The sequence below is a fragment of the Pseudomonas sp. GW456-E7 genome (assembly GCF_059424105.1).
In genome coordinates this window covers 216,500-236,404 of sequence record NZ_JBWKZB010000003.1, presented here as the reverse complement: position 1 = coordinate 236,404, position 19,905 = coordinate 216,500, and the positions used below count along the sequence as shown (strand labels likewise).

Annotated in this window: 14 protein-coding genes; 1 reads left to right on the top strand and 13 read right to left on the bottom strand. The window is 60.1% G+C overall.

Annotated elements, in window-relative coordinates:
* Positions 1–76: 76 nt before the first annotated feature.
* The 13 genes from AC07YV_RS03940 to yaaA all read right to left on the bottom strand — a co-directional run bounded on the left by AC07YV_RS03940 (position 77) and on the right by yaaA (position 18,314).
* Positions 77–1,528 (bottom strand): mannose-1-phosphate guanylyltransferase/mannose-6-phosphate isomerase, encoded by a 1,452-nt coding sequence (locus AC07YV_RS03940; RefSeq protein ID WP_102698506.1) that lies wholly within the window; start codon positions 1,526–1,528, stop codon positions 77–79.
* A 212-nt stretch (positions 1,529–1,740) separates the two neighbouring features.
* Entirely contained in the window at positions 1,741–2,397 is a 657-nt protein-coding gene (locus AC07YV_RS03935) for an alginate O-acetyltransferase AlgF (protein ID WP_102698504.1), read from the bottom strand.
* A 14-nt stretch (positions 2,398–2,411) separates the two neighbouring features.
* Positions 2,412–3,587, bottom strand: a complete 1,176-nt coding sequence (locus AC07YV_RS03930) for an alginate O-acetyltransferase (protein WP_102698503.1) — start codon at positions 3,585–3,587, stop codon at positions 2,412–2,414.
* Between the two features lie 11 nt (positions 3,588–3,598).
* Complete coding sequence (locus AC07YV_RS03925) at positions 3,599–5,164, bottom strand: MBOAT family O-acyltransferase (protein WP_102698502.1); 1,566 nt, start codon at positions 5,162–5,164, stop codon at positions 3,599–3,601.
* 209 nt (positions 5,165–5,373) lie between these two features.
* Positions 5,374–6,495 (bottom strand): mannuronate-specific alginate lyase, encoded by a 1,122-nt coding sequence (locus AC07YV_RS03920; RefSeq protein ID WP_102698501.1) that lies wholly within the window; start codon positions 6,493–6,495, stop codon positions 5,374–5,376.
* A gap of 8 nt (positions 6,496–6,503) precedes the next feature.
* Positions 6,504–7,952, bottom strand: a complete 1,449-nt coding sequence (locus tag AC07YV_RS03915) for an alginate O-acetyltransferase (protein WP_102698500.1) — start codon at positions 7,950–7,952, stop codon at positions 6,504–6,506.
* A gap of 10 nt (positions 7,953–7,962) precedes the next feature.
* Positions 7,963–9,543: a mannuronan 5-epimerase AlgG gene (algG, locus tag AC07YV_RS03910; protein WP_102698499.1), complete on the bottom strand. Its 1,581-nt coding sequence runs from the start codon at positions 9,541–9,543 to the stop codon at positions 7,963–7,965.
* A 26-nt stretch (positions 9,544–9,569) separates the two neighbouring features.
* A complete protein-coding gene (locus tag AC07YV_RS03905) occupies positions 9,570–11,054 on the bottom strand; it encodes an alginate export family protein (protein ID WP_102698498.1) in 1,485 nt (494 codons plus the stop codon).
* Entirely contained in the window at positions 11,051–12,553 is a 1,503-nt protein-coding gene (gene algK / locus AC07YV_RS03900; protein ID WP_102698497.1) for an alginate biosynthesis TPR repeat lipoprotein AlgK, read from the bottom strand. Before algK ends, AC07YV_RS03905 begins: the two co-directional genes overlap by 4 nt.
* Positions 12,554–12,568: 15 nt before the next feature.
* Positions 12,569–13,738, bottom strand: coding sequence for an alginate biosynthesis protein Alg44 (locus AC07YV_RS03895; RefSeq protein WP_102698496.1), 1,170 nt, complete (start codon positions 13,736–13,738; stop codon positions 12,569–12,571).
* A gap of 36 nt (positions 13,739–13,774) precedes the next feature.
* Positions 13,775–15,256 carry a mannuronan synthase gene (gene alg8, locus AC07YV_RS03890; RefSeq protein WP_102673382.1) on the bottom strand — a complete coding sequence of 494 codons (1,482 nt, stop codon included), beginning with the start codon at positions 15,254–15,256 and terminating at the stop codon, positions 13,775–13,777.
* A gap of 151 nt (positions 15,257–15,407) precedes the next feature.
* Positions 15,408–16,724 (bottom strand): nucleotide sugar dehydrogenase, encoded by a 1,317-nt coding sequence (locus AC07YV_RS03885; RefSeq protein ID WP_102698494.1) that lies wholly within the window; start codon positions 16,722–16,724, stop codon positions 15,408–15,410.
* An 810-nt stretch (positions 16,725–17,534) separates the two neighbouring features.
* Positions 17,535–18,314, bottom strand: a complete 780-nt coding sequence (yaaA, locus tag AC07YV_RS03880; protein ID WP_102698493.1) for a peroxide stress protein YaaA — start codon at positions 18,312–18,314, stop codon at positions 17,535–17,537.
* Positions 18,315–18,583: 269 nt separating this feature from the next.
* Here yaaA and AC07YV_RS03875 point away from each other — a divergent pair, with 269 nt between their 5' ends.
* Complete coding sequence (locus AC07YV_RS03875) at positions 18,584–19,708, top strand: polysaccharide deacetylase family protein (protein WP_102698491.1); 1,125 nt, start codon at positions 18,584–18,586, stop codon at positions 19,706–19,708.
* The last annotated feature ends 197 nt before the right edge of the window (positions 19,709–19,905 follow it).

Sequence of the window (19,905 nt, the reverse complement as noted above, 5' to 3'; positions counted from 1 at the left end):
CAAAAAAAGCCCCCGAACCACCCGCTGCGGATAGGGAACGCAGCAGGTGGATCGGGGGCTCAAGGTTTACAGAGGCTTACTGCGCGATCGTCTTCACCGCAACCCCACGCTCAACCGGCGTCGAGCGCCCGTAGATATCTTCAAACCGCTCGATATCGTCCTCGCCCAGATAACTCCCCGATTGCACCTCGATGATCTCAAGCGGAATCTTCCCCGGATTACGCAAACGATGCACCGAAGCAATCGGAATGTAGGTCGACTGGTTCTCGGTCAGCAGGAACACGTTCTCGTCACAGGTCACTTCCGCCGTGCCGCTGACCACGATCCAGTGCTCAGCGCGGTGGTGGTGCATTTGCAGCGACAGGCAGGCGCCCGGTTTGACCGAGATGTGCTTGACCTGGAAGCGGCCGCCCATGTCCACCGAGTCGTAGGAACCCCACGGACGGTAGACTTCGCAGTGGTTCTGGGTTTCGCTACGGCCCTGTTCGTTGAGGGTGTTGACCATCTGTTTGACGCCTTGGACCTTGTCCTTGTGGGCGATCATCATGGCGTCTTTGGTTTCGACCACGACGATGTTTTCCAGGCCGATCACCGACACCAGTTTGCCGTTGCCGTGGATCATGCAGTTTTTGCTGTCCTGGATCACCACGTCGCCTTTGGTGACGTTGCCGTTGGCGTCTTTCGCATTCACTTCCCACAGCGACGACCAGCAACCGACATCGCTCCAGCCGGCGGTCAGCGGCACGACGCAGGCGCGTTGGGTTTTTTCCATCACCGAGTAGTCGATGGAATTGTCCGGGCAGCAGGCGAAGGTGGCTTCGTCGAAGGTGATGGTGTCGGCGTCCTGTTGGCTGCGTTCCAGGGTCAGCAGGCAGGTGTCGTAGATGTCCGGATCGTGCTTTTTCAGCTCTTCGAGGAAGCGGCTGGCGCGGAACAGGAACATGCCGCTGTTCCAGAAGTAACCGCCGGACTGGACGAACTCGGTGGCACGTTTCACGTCGGGTTTTTCGACGAAGTGCGAGACGCGGCTGACGCCTTCTGGCAGCAGCGAGTCGTTGGTCGACTTGATGTAGCCATAACCGGTTTCCGGCTTGGTCGCCGGTACGCCGAACAGCACCATTTCACCGTTTTCGGCGGCCACTGTGGCCAGGGCCAGGGCGCGTTGCAGGGCTTTCTGGTCTTCCAGGACGTGGTCGGCCGGCAATACCAGCATCAGTTCGTCGCGACCTTCATTGACCAGCATCATCGCGGTCAGGGCCACGGCCGGCGCAGTGTTGCGACCGAACGGCTCCATCAGGATGCGCTGGGACTCCAGTTTGCGTGCCGCTAATTGCTCGTTGACGATGAAGCGGTGGTCCTTGTTGCAGACCACGATGGGCGTGTCCATGCCTTCGAACACCAGGCGTTCCAGGGTTTGCTGGAACAGGGTGTGTTCGCCGGTCAGGGCCAGGAACTGTTTAGGGAATTGTTTGCGGGAAAGCGGCCAAAGACGTGAGCCACTACCACCTGACAAGATCACCGGAATCATGTTGTTACTCCTTGAATATCGATTGGTTAGAGCTACTGCGTTCTGTCGTTTCACTCTTGTTTTTGTTCCGTGCCGAAAGGCTGCTGTAGGAGCTGCCGAAGGCTGCGATCTTTTGATCTTTGGCGTCCTGAAGAGCGCAAAAAATCAAGATCAAAAGATCGCAGCCTGCGGCAGCTCCTACACGGATCAATGCCGGCCTTTCGGTTAATTCATTAGCGCGTCGATACCGGGCGTTTCACCCAGACCGGCGACAGGCTGCTGCCGCTGCCGGTGACGTACAGCACCGCGGCTTCACCGCGTTCCAGGGCGACCGGTTTCACGTCGCCGACTTTGGTGGTGCCGTCATAGAGCGCCAGGCTGACCTTCACCGGGTTGATTTCACGCTCGCCGCGACCCTTGGGTGCAACGTTCGGGACCACGTCGGTCTTGCCATCGGCGGTTTTCAGGGTCAGCGCCTTGTCGCTGAGGTTTTGCACTCGGACCAGGGACTTCTGCTTGTTCTTGAACGGCGGCTCTTCGATCAGTTGCGGTGCGCCGCTGGCGTTGTTGACCAGGGTGTAATAGTGGTCGCCGGCCAGTTTCACCGGCAGGGACTGGCTACCGACCTTGGCGCTGTAGTCGCCGCCCGGCATGAAGCTGAAGTCACTGCTCGACAGTGGCGCGACATCGCTCAGGTTGGTGCTGCCGACGGTGGCGCTGACTTCGGCGTTGCTGGCGTTGTAGATACGCACGAAGGTCGAGCCTTTCGGTGCGGTCGGGCCGTACAGGGCGGCGTCGCCAGCGGCGAAAGCCTGTACCGACAGCACGCTGAGGCCGGCAACCAGGGCAAGGCGTTTGGCGAGACGACGAGGAGTAGTAGTGAAAGTCATGGTGTACCTCTCTTTCAGTTTTGCGCCCGGTCGGGCGTCTCGGATTTAGTGTTTGCAGCTACGTTTTGTTGGCGGGCGCCGGCTTGTTTAAGCTCTGCGACCCACTGCGGGTCGGCGTCGCCGATTTCGTTGTTCACAGGCAGATATCGTTCAGGGAACTCCCAGATCAGCACCTGTGGCGGGCTGTTCTTGAAGGCATCGCTTTTCAGGTAGCTGAGCATCGGCAGAATCGGGCCGTGACCGTCTTCGGCGTAATTGACTACGTCGCTGTGCAGCGCCTGCTTGAGCGCTCCCACAAAATTCCAGCTGGGGTTGGCGCTGTAGCTGGTGCCGATCAGGGCCACCGGCACTTCGGTGTTGGCGAACAGGGCGTCGTCGCCGGCGGGCTGATCTTCAGCAGCGACCGTATTGCGCTTGTGCAAGGTTTCCTGCTTGGGCATCAGGTTTTCGAACAGCGGGTCCAGTGGCAGGAACAGACGCAGGTCGCCCTTGTGGGTGACGGTTTCGGCAGGTTCGGTGACAAAGCGCTGCGGTTCGCCGCTCAGCGGGTATTTGTCGGCGATGGTCCTGGCCAGACGGTTGGCGGCGATCTCGGCGCCTTCCGGGGTCCAGTGGGTGTCGGTGCGCAGGAACACTTGCTGGCCGTTCTGCTTGGCCTGTTGCAGCGGGCCGAGCAGGTCAGGGGCCGGAATCCGGTCGGCGGCCAAGCGCTGGTGGAAGTCCTTGTAGAGGTTGGCGTGGATGCTCGCCGGTTTCACCTCACCGAGGTGTTCCGGGTACAGGCGCACCTTGGCCGGCACCACTGCCATCACCAGTTGCACGCCTTTCTCTTTCAAGGTCTGGCGCACGCCTTCGACCAGCGCGTAGTTGCCTTGCAGGTTCAGCTCTTCGTTGACCACCGGGTGGAATTCTTCATCGCTGTACAGCCATTGGTCGCGACCGAGCACCACGCCCGGACGACCTTCGTTGAACAGTTTGAAATCCAGCGCGGCCCAGAGATTGGTGCCCAGGCGCTTGATCGGGAACTCGTCGTCGTAGTGGGTTTCCACGGCCTTGGACCAGCGACCGTTGAGCACCGTCGCATCGGCGTTGGTGCTGAAGCCGAAGAAGCTGCGCACCGACCACAGACCGAGCACCAGCAAGGTCACCAGGAACAGCGCGATGTAGAAAATGCGTAATGAGCGGGTCATGGTCAGATCCCTCAGAACTGGAAGTAAAGGAACGGCGAGAAGCTTTGCGCCGAGAGTTTGAGAATCGAGGCGATGAACAGCAGCAGCACCAGCGCACGCATCACGTAGCGTGACCAGTCAGCGGTCCAGTAGGCTGGTTGCACCTGGGCTTCGACGCCGACGGTGTAGCCAGGCTGGTGGATGCTCGCCGGGTTCTCCCCAGGCACGGCCTTGATCGTTCCCGGTGTCGCCGCGGCCGGGCCGTCGGCGTCGACGTTCACTGCAGGCTTGGTCTTCACCGGCGGCTGATTGGTGTAGAAATCCCGCAGGCCGAAGAACGCCAGGGTCACGTAGGCCACGATCAGCGTTGCCACTTGCAGGCCGGTGAGGCTGGCCTGGTTGAGTTCCGACAGCGACCAGTCGCTGAAGCTGAACATCGCGCCGTACATGCGCCCGGCGACGTGCAGGTTTTCCGCACGGAAGATCACCCAGCCCATCACCACCAGCAGGAAGGTCAGCACCCAGCGGATCGGGTTGAAGCTGCGTGGTGAAGTATTCAGGCCGATGGCTTTTTCAATCGCCAGCCACATGCCGTGCCATGCACCCCAGACGATGTAGGTGATGTTCGCGCCGTGCCACAGACCACCGAGCAGCATGGTCAGGAACAGGTTGCGATAGGTCATCAGCGTGCCTTTGCGGTTGCCGCCCAGGGTGATGTACAGATAGTCACGCAGCCAGGTCGAGAGGCTGATGTGCCAGCGCCGCCAGAACTCGGTGATCGACTGGCTGATATACGGCTGCTTGAAGTTTTCCATGAAACGGAAACCCATCATCAGGCCCAGGCCGATGGCCATGTCGCTGTAACCGGAGAAGTCGAAATACAGCTGTGCGGTGTACGCCAGGGCGCCGAGCCAGGCATCGCCCGTGGTCGGGTTTTGCAGGGCGAAGCAGTGGTCGGCCACCACCGCGAGGGTGTCGGCGATGAAGACTTTCTTGATGAAACCCTGCATGAACCGCGTGCAGCCCTCGGAGAACTTGTCGAGGGTGTGGGTGCGGTTGTTGAACTGGTCGGCCAGGTCGCGAAAACGCAACACGGGACCGGCGATCAAGTGCGGGAAGATCGCCACGAACGCCGCGAAGTCGATCAGGTTGCGGGTCGCTGGAGTGTCACCACGGTAGACGTCGATGATGTAGCTGATGGACTCGAAGACGTAGAACGAGATCCCGATCGGCAGCAGCACGTGGGTCAGGATGAAAGGCTCCAGGCCCACCGACGTCATCATCGCGTTGATGCTGTCGACGCCGAAGTTGGCGTATTTGAAGTAGCCGAGGATGCACAGGTCGACGGCCACGCCGAGCAGCAGCCAGCGCTGCGCCGGTTTGGTCTTGACTCCGGCGGCACCGACTTTCAGGCCGATCCAGTAGTTCCACAGCGTGACGCCGGCGAACAGCGCGAGGAAGTCCACACGCCACCAGGCGTAGAACACGTAACTGGCAATCAGCAGCAGCAGATTGCGATAGCGTTGCCCGCTCAGGTAGTACAAGCCGAGGAAGATCGGCAAGAACAAAAACAGGAACACGTTGGACGAAAAAACCATCCCGATCTCTCCTTGTTTGAACCAACAGTCAAGGGCCAACGGCCCCCCCAAACCCCCCAAGAAAACCTGGAGGGCAACACACAAAAAACTCACACCAGACGCTGACTCTGTAGGAGCTGCCGAAGGCTGCGATCTTTTGATCTTGATCTTTAAAAGCAAGATCAAAAGATCGCAGCCTTCGGCAGCTCCTACAGGGGGTTGTGTCTGGTCTAGGAACCCTTGCCCTTTTCATTGGCCGGGTCGTAGACCTTGGTCAGGTCACCGCCGAGGCGGAAGGTCTTGAACGGTTGCATCTTGTGTTTCTTCGCCAGCACCTCGGGCGAGCAGGTGTAGAGCGAGCAGTACGGTTCGAGCCAGGCAAATTTCGAGTCGACCTTAAGGTCGGTCATGTCCTGTTCCTTGCCGTTCTTTTTCTCGAACTCATCCGGGTCTTTCACCCCGGACAGCACCCGGTCACCCAGGCGTTTGAGTGCGCCATTGTTTTCCTGACGCAAGTCCACTCCGTTGACCTGGGCGAAACTGGCGATCATCGCCAGCGGCGGCAGGGCGTAGTTGTGGTACGCCAGCGCCCGTTGTTCACGCTTGAGTTCGTTGGGCAGATAACCGTTGGCGTCGACCTGGTTGGCGCCGACCTTGAATTCCTTCACGGCCCAGTCGAACAGGTCGCGGCGGTTGGTGGCGACGGAAGTGGCCATCACCGACCAGGCGGCCCAGTACGAGTGATTGTTGGTCTGCTCGAGCGGCAGGTTGTCCCAGTCGCTGACCACCTGGTCGGCCATCTTGCTGAACCAGGCTTCGATCAACTGCGACTCTTGCTGATGGTTGGCCAGCGGACGGGAGTCGGAAAACTTCAGGCGAATGTATGAAGACGCCATGCTGCCCAACGCCCATTTACGCATCGACTTGCCGGTGTGGTTGAAGTCCTTGGACATCAAGGCATCGGCCTTGGCCCACGCGGTCAACCAATTGAGCGTGCATTCCAGTTGTTCCGGGCGACCGTCACGCATGAACTGCATCACGCGCTTGCTGGTGCCGCGCTCGATCTTGGTGATGTCGGCAGTACTTTCACGGAAGGCTTTTTCCGACTGCACGTTCAGGGTCGAGCGGGCCTTGTCCGAACCTTCGTACTTGCTGCGAAATTGCAACGAGCCGGTGTAAGGCGTCGGCATCGCATCGCAGCCTTCGCTCTTGTCGCCGGTTTTGACCTTCTCTATCGGTGCAAAGTAACCCTGTGGCGGACGCAATGGCGCCGCCGCTTGCGTGGCCCCGGCGAACATCGCCAGGCTCAAGAGCGTCGGTGCCAACAGTGTTGATAATTTCGGATTGCGCATAGCAGACCTCATTGCCCGACCGAAGCAGTACGCTGCTCGGTGCCCGGGAATACGTTGCGTTTGCAAATTTTCGCTTCGACTTTCTGAGGCGCGGCACCGGCTTCGGGGCCCTGGACTTCAACGGCCAGCAGGTTCTGCGAGGCCCAGTCTTCGTCCGTGCGCAACTCGAAAGCGAAACGCCCGTCAGTCTCGGAGGTTTCCGGTTTGTCGATCTTGATGTCCTCGTGGCGACCGTTCATGTACCAGAGGGTGGCTTGCAGGGTTTTCACCGACGTATCGGCGAAGCGGATGTCGACCTGGTGGCTAGCGTTACGCAGGTCCATGTTCTTGCTGTTGACCATCAACTCGTTTTTGCCCGGCTTGAGCGTGGCGCTGCCGGACATCTGCGCATCCTTGCCTTCGCAACCGTTGTCCAGCAGCGCCATCATCTGGCGGTAGATGGTTTCCTGGTCGAGGCGGTACAGCGGCGAGAATTCCCAGATGAGAATCTTCGGCGGGTTCTTCTGGAACTCGTCGCTGCCCAGGTACTGCAGCATCGAACCTTCCAGGCCGCCGCCGGGGAACGCCACGTTGAGAATGTCGGCGCCGATGGCCTCTTCGAGGAAACCGGCGAAGTTGTAGTTCTTGCCACTGTGGGAGGTACCCACGAGGGTGATTTGCGGATTGCCGGAATCACCGAACAGATCGCCATCGCCCGCTTCGCCCTTCGGCTCGGTGGTGAACTGATCCATGTACTGGATCGCGTAGCTGGTGCCACAGAGTTGACCGGCCATGTTGTGCAATGTTCCGGTCTTGCCCATGCGACCCGATTTTTTGGTCTCGAATTCGCGCTTGGGAATGTCGGCGAATTCAGGCAATTGCTTGACCTTCTCGGCGACGATTTTCGCCGTGCGCTGGGCACCGTACGGGGTCCAGTGCTGGTCGCCACGGAAGTAGAAATCGTGGGCGGGCAGGGTGTCTGGCAACGACTCGTTGGTCAGCGGCGACAGGTCCGGAACGACGTAGCCCATCTGCGCGAAACGGCCGAGCATGGACTTGTAGTTCCGCAGCGCCTTGTCGAAGTCGAAGCTGGCTTTCTCCGCCGGGTTGAGCTTGTTGCGGTTCACCAGGCCACGGGTCGGCTGGTACACGACAACCAGTTCCACACCTTTGCTCTTGAACGCATCGTGCAGCTGTTTCATGCGTTTGTAGCCGGCGGGCGTGGTGTCGAATTCTGTGCGCAAGTCTTCCTGCGTACGGAACAGCCAGTCGCCCTGGGCCTGCACCAGCGTGGTGAAGTTCTGCTGATAACGGGTGGTGTAGTTCTTCGCGTCGTGGGCGGCCGGACACAGGCTGCAGCACGGTTCGGCAGTAAATTTTGGAGCCTGGACTTCATCGGCACGCGCGCCGCCGCTGGCCGCGAGAATGCCGGCGGTCAGGGCCGAAAGGCTGAGTAATTTGATCAAGTGTGGGTGCATAAGATTATCCTCAGTCCCGCATTTCGGTCTGGCGTTCGACGGGGTCGATCAGCACGGCTTTCTGCTGGCGCACCAGCAGGTCGAGAATTTCATCCTGGCGCTCGCCAAGGATGCCGGTGAAGCTGATGCCGCTGGATTTGGTCGGTGCGAGCATGGACACGCGATACAACTCGACACTCAGCGGCGAGTCGATGGACAGCGGGCCGCTGCCGTTGGCCGCCAGCTCACCGCCGACCACGATCAGTGACACCTGGGCGTCGAACGGGTCGAGCTTGATGTCGCGGTCGGTGTTGCTCAGGTCCTTGATGTGGCCGTAGACGCCGGTCAGGCCGTTGGCCATGGCGACGTTTTCGTACAGGCGAATGTTCACGCTGTTACGAATGCGGATGCCGTGGCGACGGTTGCTGATGACCTTGTTGCCCCACAACAGGTTGTCCGCACTCTCGTAGAGGGTGATGCCGTCGGTGTGGTTCTGGTAGATCTCGTTGTGGGCAATCAGGTTGTTCACGCTGTTACGGTCGATCACCAGGCCCGACAACTTGTTGTCGTAGCTGCGGTTGTTGAAGATGAAGCTGTCGTTGACCTCACGGGAAATAATGATCCCGTGCTTCTTCTTGGTCCCGTACACCGTGTTGTCGGCAATGATCAGACCGTGGGAACGGTCGTGCGGGTCAATGCCGTAGACGATGTTGTCTTTGTAGGTGTTGCCCTTGACCACGAAGTCGCGGGTTTCGTAGCAGTAGAAGCCGTACCACATGTCCGAGAACTCGGAGCCGACGATCCAGCCGGTCGGCTCAGGACGCTTGAGCACCTTGGCCATGTTCGGCGTGTACTGGGAAATACTCACGCCGTAGGATTTACTGTTGGCGTAGCCGAAACTGGCGATCTTGCTGTTGGCGATGTAGGTCTCGGTGCCGCCCCAGGACAGCAGGAACGGACGGAATTCCTTCGGCGAATTGAACGTCGCCGGGCCGTTGTCCTTCTCGCGCCAGCCAGTGATTTTGGTATCGCGTACGAACAACTGACCGTCGTTGACCAGGAACGCACCGCCCTCCTGGGACAGGCGCAGTTCCTGGGTCTGCTTGTCGATTTCGAGGATGCCGTGACGACCGACCACGATCGGCAAGCGGGACAGGAACACACCTGGCGAGGTTTCGCTGAAGTACTGCTTGGGGACTTTTTTCGCCAGGTCCTTGAGGTTCATGTAGCCGTCGTCGACGAAGATCGCCTGGGGGATGCCGTGCTGACGCACCACCCACTCGGCCATCTTGTTGTCGCCACCGATGAAGTCCTTCAGGGCGTCCTCCTGCATCATCCGGCGCACGCTGATCTTGCCGGCCTTGCTACGCACGATTTTTTTCGCGATGGCCTCGGCTGTGTAGCCGGAAACGTCCGGCAGTTTCGGCTTGGCCAGTTCCAGCGGTGCGGTCGGTGCGCTGCTGACGGTGTAGGTCTTGGCTTGTTGCAGCTCCTTGGCAACAGTGGCCGGCTTGGCGGGCGCAGCGGGCTCCACAGTCGCGAAGGCAGCCGCACTTGCCAGTAGCATCGCGCCGGCCAGCAAGGTCAAGGAACCTTTCTTGGCACTGTTCATGTCGGGGACTCCCTTCGCGCTCTGCATCAGAATTTCCAGACCACGTCGATGAACGCGCGATGCATGTACGAATCGACTTCTTTGCCGTACGCATCGCCTGGCTTGAACACGCCGCCACGGAAGCGCACCAGGGCCGAAGGCTCATCGATCGCCTGGCTCATCGACGCCGGCAACAGGCCTTGCTTGAAGTACTTGGTGACCACCAGGTCCATTTCCTGACCGAGGTCTTTTTCGCCATCGTTCAGCGGCAGGGAGGTGCTGGACAACACGGCGCCGGTCACGTCGTCGGTGTTGTTTTGCACGGCGTCGATGCCGTCGCTGGTGATCGGTTTGTTGCCGTCGACGCGCCAGAATTTGTGGTAGATCAGGCTGGCGTCGTACTCGTCGTTGAGCATCCACGAACCGAACAGCGTGGCCGATTGCATGTTGTTCATTTCGCCACGGAAGGCTTCGCCGAAACGGTGCACGCGCGAGCGGGTGCCGGTGTAGTTCGAGCGGTTGCTTTCCAGGCCGTTCTGTTCGTAATCGGCGCTGGCCCGGGCGTAGGCCGCACCGACTTGCCATTGCGGATCGAGGCGCAGGCGCACGCCCAGGTCGGTGGCCCAGCCATCGACATCGCCGCTGCTCTTGGGTTGTGCGGGAGCGGTGCCATCAGCGTTCAGCGGGTTGACCGTGTCGCGGTCGCCACTCATGCCGGTGATGCTGCCCCAGTAGTTGAAGGTATTGGTGTTGCGCCAGTTGTAGGCATCGCTGTTGGCCTGCAAGCCCAGCCAGCTGATGTCGCCATTCTGTTTTTTGTCCAGCGAATCGGAAGGTACGCCCGGCTCCGGATAGTCGAGCTTGCCGTCATCGTGAGTGTGGTGACCGCGAATGCCGGCCCAGTGACCCGGTGTCCATTGGTATTCGGCATCGGCGTAGGCGTGCAGGCGATCCTTGTCCTTGGGGGACAGTTCTTTCAGGTCAGTGCGGTACTCGCTGAAGCGCTCGGCGACACCCGCGTTGGCGCGCAACAAGGTGGTGTCGAAGGTCCAGTTCAGGGCTTCGATGTTGGTATCGCGCCATTGACCGTCGTCGTTGTGCAGACGCTGACGACCGAACTTCAGGATCTCGCCGGGGTAGGGCGTGAAACCGCTGTAGCCAACCCAGAATTCGCGCATCGCCAGGTAGTTCTTCTTGGTCTGGCGGTCATTGTTGCTGGTGTTCTCGGTGCCTTCGGACTCTTGCAGTGTGTCGGTCTCGATGATGTCGGTGGACGTCACCGCCTGACCCATGGCGTAAGCGCTCCACGCGCCGCTTTCGCCATACACCCACGGGCGCAGGTCAAGGCCGAGGCCGTTGACGTCGCCGCCGCGCTGGGTGCCGAGGTCACGGTCGTCTTCGGACTGGCCGGTGATTTTCACGTCCAGGCCGAAGTTCTTGGTTTCTTCAGTCATCGCCGCAAGCGTCGGGCAAGACCAGATCAGCGCGAATGTCAGGCCGATGCCAGCCTTCATGAATGGATTCAACTTCATTGGGATTCCTCGCTGACTTCTTCTTGCAGGGTATGCAGTTCCGGCGTGTTCGGGCTCAGGGCACCGCGCACGGCCTGTTCTTGTTTCAACAGGCGTTGGGCTTGGGCCAACCGGTCGGGCGGCAATTGCGTTTGGATTGTTTGCGCAAGCTCGGTGGCTTGCGGCGTGTTCTGGGCCAGGGCCAGTTGGCTGAAGACGTAGGCGTTCAGCGGATCAGGCTTGGTGCCCTTGCCTTGGGAAAACAGTTGGGCGATGGCGAAGTCGGCGCTGTTCTGGCCGTTGCGCGCAGCGGTCAACAGATGGTCGAGGGCCTTCTGCGGATAGACCTTGCCCAGGTAGCCACGGCGATAGATCTGGCCGAGGTAGTAATCGGCGGCGACTTCGCGGCCGACGGCTTTCTGGAAATGCTCCTCGGCGACCTTGGCGTCGGCCGGCACCAGCTTGCCTTCGAAGTAGAGCTTGCCCAGCAACAACTCGGCGCGTGGCTGGTCGGCGGCGCGGCCGTTGTCCAGGTACTTCATCATCTGGTCGACGTCGCCGAGTTCCGGGAAGTCGTAGATCAACTGCGCGAGGGTGACCCACGACGCCGGGTAGCCCGGGGCGATCGGTTCGAGCAGCGATTGCGCGGTCTTCTCGTCGGTCTTGCCCAGGGTCGCATCGGCGAGCACGCGGGCGACGCTGTCGACGCGCTGCGCCGAAACGCTGCCGCGAGCGTGAGCCGCTTGCATCTGCTTGATCAGCTCGGCCTGTTGTTCTGGCTTGGCCTGTTTCTGGTAGACCGTGGCCAGTTCGACGTAGCAGATGTCGCTGGTGTTGAGCGCGGCCTTGCAGATCTTTTCCACGTCGTCCAGATGCTGGTCGTAGGTGCCCTGGGTGCGATAGAGCAGCACTTGCGCCAAGCCGGCTTCCGGTTTGTTCTCGGCACGCCATTGGCTGATCTGCTGCTGGGCATTCACGTTGGGAAAGCTGTGCGGGTATTGCAGGTACAGCATCGCCAGTGGAATCAGGGTGTTGCCTTCGCCCGCGGCGGCGGCTTTTTTCAACAGGGTTTCGGCTTCGTGCTGCTCGGCTTCGGTGGAACCGGGCTTGGCCACCAGCAGGCGACCGAGGCGTGCCTGGGCGCGCGGCGAAACGCTGGCCGCGGCGCGGTAAGTCGCCTCGGCCTGTTTCATCTGCGCCGGGTCATGGCTGTCGACCTGGATATCGGCCAGGCCGACCTGTGCTTCGCTGTAGCCCAGGTCTGCCAGTTGCCGGTAGTTTGCCGCAGCGGTGGCGGTATCGCCGCGCTTGAGCGCTTCGTTGGCCAGGCGCTGGTCGGGGAGGCCGGCGCAGCCGCTGAGGCTGACCGCCAGGGCTAGCGAACAGAACGCAAATCCCCTGTGGGAGCGAGCTTGCTCGCGATGCGGCTGGCTCGGTGCATCAGACAAACCGCGTCGATCCCATCGCGAGCAAGCTCGCTCCCACAGGCTCGGCAGCGTGTTGAGGGTTGGAGTAGTCACAGGCATGTCCTCGACTTAAAGACCGACAGCCATGGCTTTGTCGATCAGCCAGTTCAGGTTCGGGCCACGGTCGCTGCTCACTTCCGCCGGGCGGCCGGCGAGGGAGCTGTCCAGGGTTTCGTCCGGCTGGATCAGCACGCGGATGTCCGACGACAGGTCGGCGCTTTTCAGGCTGGTGCTGCTGACGATCTTGCCGGTGCGGCTCTTGTCTTCGCCGGCGATCTGGAAGCGCACCGAAGTGCCCGGGCGTACGTCGCCGAACTGGCGATAGGAGAAGCGCGCTTCAACATTGGCTTCGCCGCCCCGCGGGACCAGTTGGAAGATCACGTCGCCCTTGCTGGCGTACTGACCGTTGGCGACCATTTGCTGGGCCACGGTGCAATCGCAAGGCGAGGTCAGGGTGCCGGTCATCTGCTTGCCGAACAGTTCTTCAACCTTGGCCGGTTGCAGTTGGTCTTCGTCCAGATGGCCCTTGAGCACGTCGAGCATGCTGGTGCTGAAGGTCGCCAGCGGTGCGCCCTTGGCGGCCACGCCGTCGGCTTTCACCAGGCTCTGTACGGTACCGTCGCGGGGCATGGTGATGTTCACGCCCGGTACGCTGACCAGACCGGCCTGGGCGTGACTGACGAAGTACATGCCATACACCGATTTGAAAACGAAGCCGAAGGCGGCAACACCCACCACAAAGATCCCCAGGCTGAAGGTCACGGCTTTCAGGCGTCCGAACGCGGTCATGCCGTGGCCGCCGTCCTTCATCTTGCGCGCCTTGGTGAAGTTGTCGCGCTGCAGGGTCGCCAGCATTTCACCGACGCTGACGATGTCGCCAGCCAGGTGCGAAGTGATCAGGTGGCGCAGGGTCGAGATGTCCCGTGGTTCCAGGTTCTGGAACTGGCAGCCGGCGCGTCCGGTCTCGCGATCGAAAGAGCGGACCTGCAACTCGACGTCCATGGCCAGGCCGAGGTTGTCGATGACGAACTGCAGGCGGGCCTTGTACACGTCGCCGATTTTCAGCGGCAACTGACCGGCATTGAACGCCAGGCCACCGGCGGACAGGTCGATCACCCGGGCTTCGACCGGTGTCCGGTCAGGGCCGAAGAAACGCAACTTGGCCGGGATTTTCACGCGGGCGTGTTGGCGCTGGGCTTCGGATTCGTGCACTACGTTGGCGTTGACGGCGGTATTCATAAGGGGCGTTTTCCTAGTTAATTCAGGCGAGTTCGGTCAGACCATCAACAGCAGCACGGCGACAAAAATGCTGCCGGCAGAGAAGGTCATGGTCCGAGACGACCAGGTGTTGAACCAACGTTGAAAGCTGGCGAGATCACGGGTCAGAGACGTGGGTTGGCGAGTCCAGGACTGTTGGTCGAGGCGGAAGAACACGTAGATCTTCACCAGCGCGCCGACGATCTGGTTGTAATAGAGAATCGCCGGGTAGGCCGGGCCGATCCGGTGTCCGGAGCACGACAGCAACAAGGTCAGGATGAACCGGGTGATGCCGATCCACAGCAGGTACACCAGGATGAACGCGGTGCCGTACTTGAAGCTGGCGATCAACGCCACGGTCAGGCCCAGCAGCGAGGTCCACATCGACACGCGCTGGTCGAACAGCACCACCGAAGTGAACATGCCGAGGCGTTTGATCCCCAGGCCCAGGGCACGGGAGTTCTGCCGCAGGTTGTTGCCGTACCAGCGGAACATCAGTTTGCGACTGGCCTTGATGAAGCTCTTTTCCGGCGGGTGTTCAACGGTGTTGATCGCCGCGTCGGGCACGTAGAAGGTGTCGTAGCCCAGGCGCATCAGGCTGAACCAGCTCGATTTGTCATCGCCGGTAAGGAATTTGAAACGACCCAGGCGCCAGTGTTGCAGCGAGTCGCTTTCCACGTCGGCGATGAATTCCGGGTTGGTGACCACGGTGGCACGGAACACCGACATGCGCCCGGTCATGGTCAGCACGCGCTTGGACAGGGCCATCGAGCACATGTTGATGTGACGCTGGGCGAAACGCAGCTTGTGCCATTCGCTCATGATGTAGCCGCCGCGCACTTCGCAGAATTCGTTGGTGGTCAGGCCACCGACATTGCCGAACAACTGGAACCACGGCACGGTCTTGCGCACCACGCCTTCGCCGAGCACGGTGTCGCCATCGATCACTGCGACCACGGCGCGATCATCCGGCAGGTGCCGGGAGATGGCACGGAAGCCGTAGGCCAGGCCATCGCGCTTGCCGGTGCCGGGAATGCGCACGAAGTCGAGCTTGACCCGGGCCGGTGGGTTCATCCGGTTCCACAGGCTTTTGACCAGCAGCTCATCGGACATCTCCACGATTGAGCAGACCACGGTGGTCGGCAGGTCGCAGTCGATGGCTTCGCGGATCACCGAGCTGTAGACCTGCGCAGTGGTCAGCGCGTCGATACGGAAACTGGTGACCATCAGGAACACGTGGGACGGGTCAGCCGCTTTGCCCAGCTTGCGCACTTTGCGCCGCAGGTGCGGGTAGACGATGTACAGAAAAATCATGCCGCGCACAAAGTGGGTGGCACCCATCGAGTAGCGCCAGATACCCACGGCGCCAATCAGGAAAATGAAGTCCTTCGACTCGGAGTCGAACGTGGACACGGGCAACGCCATGGCGAGGCCCATCAGTAAACTCAGGTAGAACAGCCAACCGGCGGCCTGGAGTAGGCCGTGCTTTAGCCTGTGCATAATCTGCATCCGTCTAGATCTCGGGTTAACGCCGGCGTACAAACCTGTAGGAGCGAGCTTGCTCGCGATGGTCGCCAACGATGACGCTGGGTATCTGATACCCAGCGGTGTTCTCAGGTGCATCGCGAGCAAGCTCGCTCCTACAGGGGGCTTACCAGCAGATACCTTCGGTGCGACCGTGGACGCTGGTGGCCTTGGACATGAAGCCCACCAGGTCGATCACCTGCTTGCCGTGTGGTACGTCCTGCACCAGGGCACGGAATTTCTCGTCACGGTTGCCGAGGATGATCACGTCGGAGTTGTTGATCACCGCGTCGAAGTCGGCGTTGAGCAAGGACGAGACGTGCGGGATCTTCGACTCGATGTAGTCCTTGTTCGCGCCGTGAACGCGGGCGTACTCGACGTTGCTGTCGTAGATGCTCAGGTCGTAGCCCTTGCCGATCAGCATTTCCGCCAGGTCAACCAGCGGGCTTTCGCGCAGGTCGTCGGTACCGGCCTTGAAGCTCAGGCCCAGCAGGGCGACTTTGCGTTTGTCGTGGCTGGAAACGATGTCGAAAGCGTTCTGCACCTGGGATTCGTTACTGCGCATCAGCGAGTTGAGCAACGGTGCTTCCACGTCCAGGGAGCCGGCGCGGTAAGTCAGTGCACGCACGTCCTTTGGCAGGCACGAGCCGCCGAAGGCGAAGCCCGGGCGCATGTAGTACTGGGACAGGTTGAGGGTCTTGTCCTGGCAGACCACGTCCATCACTTCGCGACCGTCGACGCCGACCGCCTTGGCGATGTTGCCGATTTCGTTGGCGAAGGTGACCTTGGTGGCGTGCCACACGTTGCAGGTGTACTTGATCATCTCGGCGACCGCGATGTCCTTGCGGATGATCGGTGCGTCGAGCTCTTCGTACAGCGATTGCAGAACGTCGCCGGACGCTTTGTCGAACTCGCCGATGACGGTCATTGGCGGCTGGTCGTAGTCGGCGATGGCAGTGCTTTCACGCAGGAACTCAGGGTTCACGGCCACGCCGAAATCAACACCGGCCTTCTTGCCCGAGCAGTCCTCGAGAATCGGGATGACCACGTTGGCCACGGTGCCCGGCAATACGGTGCTGCGCACGACGATGGTGTGGCGGGTGGTCTTGTCACGCAGGACGAAACCGATTTCGCGGCACACTGCCTCGATGTAGTTCAGTTCCAGGTCGCCGTTCTTTTTGCTCGGCGTGCCCACGCAGATCATCGACAGGTCGGTGTCGCGAATCGCCTCGGCGAAGTTGGTGGTGCCACGCAGGCGACCGGTCTGGATGCCCTGGGCCAGAAGTTCGCCCAGGCCTGGTTCAACAATCGGCGATTTGCCGGCATTGATCATATCGATCTTGTCTTTGGCCACATCGACGCCAACGACGTCATGACCCCGTGCAGACAGGCAACCGGCACATACTGCGCCAACGTAACCCAAACCAAATATGCTGATGCGCATCGCAATTACCTCTGTATTGATCAAGCCATTAGATGGCCGGAGTTAATGGTGTTCAGCGTGTTTTAGTGCACTCGCAAGTGCGCCTTACAGGCGCAGCAACGCCCTGTGCTGGCATATAAGTTACGAGTGTCTAAATAAATGCACTCAAGGGGTGCGCAACTAGGCCTTGTTGTTATGATTTGCCCTGTTATGCAGCCGATCCTCCTTTCGAAGGATGCAGGTGCAACGGCCTTGCACGCTCGATGTCAGGCCGAAAGCCCGTAGATCAAGCGGTTGGGTGCTCGGGTGAGCACGTTTATAGGGGCGCTGCCGTGGCCTTGTAGGGGATAGTCATACCGCGTTATCTCCTGTCCGCTCGCTGTTGTTCAAATCAGTGATTAGTCAGCGCAAGTTATTATTGCAACTTCGCTACAAGAATCGCTTATCTGCGTAAGTTATCTCGTACAGGCTCGGCGAGATTCGTTACCGGTGGTATGAACGGCGCGTTTGGACATAGTTCCAGTCCGCTCATCGTGAAATCTGAAATTTCTTGAAATATTGAGAAAGATGGCACTGCTCTCAAATTGATAGCACTTGCCGTTTGGCCCTTTATATATAGGCGGATAATTGGGGCGGATAGTTTTTTGCCACTACTGTTAAAAAAAGTCAGTGCCACTACGCAAAAAAATGATTGAAGTCGAGTGAAACTAAAGTTAGGAAAACGATCGATGGTTTTTTGACGCCAATAGGCTGGCGATCGGGAGGGGGAATTGTCGGACGATCAAAGGGCGGCGCATGAGGGGTTGTTCGCTCATGCGCCGACCTTCTGCATCACTCTGGTGCGTGATCGCGCAGAAACACCAGGTTGTCCGGTTTGGACTGTTCAGCGCTGTAGCGATAGCCTTGAACGTCGAATTGCTTGAGGGTGGCCGGATCGTTGATGCGTTCTTCGATGACGAAGCGGCTCATCAAGCCCCGGGCCTTTTTCGCGTAGAAGCTGATGATCTTGTACTGGCCGTTCTTCAGGTCCTTGAATTCGGTATTGATGATGCGTGCGTTCAAGGCGCTGCGCTTGACCGCCGAGAAGTACTCGTTGGACGCCAGGTTGAGCAGCACGTCATCGCCTTGATCGACCAGGGCTTCGTTCAGCCATTCGCTGATGCGTGTACCCCAGAAGGCATACAGGTCCTTGCCCCGGGCGTTGGGCAATTTGGTGCCCATTTCCAGGCGATAGGGTTGCATCAGGTCCAGGGGGCGCAGCAGGCCGTACAGGCCGGACAACATGCGCAGATGCTGCTGGGCATAGTCGAAATCGGCTTCGCTGAAGGTTTGTGCATTCAGGCCGGTGTACACATCGCCCTTGAAGGCCAGCAGCGCCTGCTTGGCGTTTTCCGGGGTGAACGCGGGCGTCCAGCTGCCGAAACGCGCGGCGTTGAGCCCGCCGATCTTGTCGGAAACGTGCATCAATTCGCTGATCTGTGCCGGGGACAACTCGCGCAACTGCAGGATCAGCTCCTGGGAGTGGTCGAGGTACTGCGGCTGGGTGAAGCGCTGGGTCGCCGGCGGTGTTTCGTAGTCGAGGGTCTTGGCGGGTGAAATCACCATCAGCATGAAGTCGTCTCCTTTAATCGTGGCCGCGATTCTAGGGGGTTGTCGGCGTTGACTCCAGCTATCGCGTCCATAGGTGATGGCCGGTGGCCTTGCACCAAACCCTGTGGGAGCGAGCTTGCTCGCGATAGCGGTCTGACATTCGGAAAAGATGTTGGCTGATGCACCGTCATCGCGAGCAAGCCCGCTCCCACAGGAGATTGGGGTTGCTGCGGGAATGAGGGCCGCGATCAGCTATAGTGCCGCGCGGGTTTTGTTATGGAGACATCCCAGTGCGTATCGCTTTTCTCATCTCGATCTGGCTACTGAGCGTCGCTGCCTTCGCGGCACCGGGCGATGTGGCGACGCTTGATCGCAGCACCTGGCCAGAAAAGCTCGGCAGTCCAACGCTGTTCGACGTGGCGTCGAGGGCCGAGATCCTGATGTTTTCCAGTGTGCTGTTGGCCAGCGAATCGCTGGACGAACCCGCCCTGGCCCAGCGCCTGGGCTTGCGCACCATCAACCTGGAGTCGGTCAACCGGGTTCGCGGGCATATGTGGCAACGGCTGCTGGCCAACTACAACTACGCCCAACAGAGTTGCGACCAGGACGCCTCCTTCTGTTTTCTGGTCGAGGACATGCCCTCCCTGCGCGAACAAGCTGCCAAGTTCCAGGTCAGTGCAGACAGCTACTACATCAAGTGGGCCGAACCGAGTCGTGTATTCCACACCCAGTACCTGGACGAACAATTGCGCAAGGCCGCCCTGTTCCCGCAAACCAGCAGTGAAGTCGATCATTTTGGCGACTATGAGCGCTCCGGCGACGGGATGCACGACCGGCTGTTTCTGCTGACCTTCGACAGTGCTGCCAACGCCGCGCCGGACAACACCGCCTGGGTCACCGAGTACCTGCGCAAGTCGAACATGAGCGGGACGTTCTTCGTCCTCGGCAAGGACATCCAGGCCCGTTTGTCCGAGCGATCGGTGAGTCACCTGCAAGGCACCTACTCGACCCAGTGCATCGGCGTGCAAGGCTGGGAATTTCGCTCCCACAGTTACTGGCAGGACTGGCAGGACTCGGTGCGCCGCAGCGCCGAACTGGTCAAAAGCAAGCTGCCGGAGAACTTCGTGCCACTGTTCCGCCCGCCCGATGGCCAGCGCCGTTCCGATGCCGAAGGTTTCTTCAAGGCTCAGGGTTTGCAGGTAGCGCTGTGGGACATCGACGCCCAGGACGGCGCCGGCAAACTCAAGGGCAATGCGAGTGCGCAACGGGTGCTGACCCTGATGCTGCTGTGGCGGCACGGGGTCATCAATTTCAATGTGAAGCAGGATGGGGTGAAAACGGCGTTGCCGTGGCTGGTCACGCAAACGGCGCCGGTCGGGATCGGTTGGGAGGATTGCCAGGATGCGTTTCGCTGAAACGGCCAGACCCAGTAAACATTAGGTTTTTGGCGATTTTGCAGGAGGATTCGTTGCAGGTTGACTTCCGACTGTAAACGGGTGATGGCAGTCCGCCAAGTGTTATTGGTCACTCTGAAAAATAAATTTCAAAAAAGCGTCAAAGTACTTTTTTCTGTCACACGTTTTGGAGTATTACGAAGACAGACCGCCGAAAC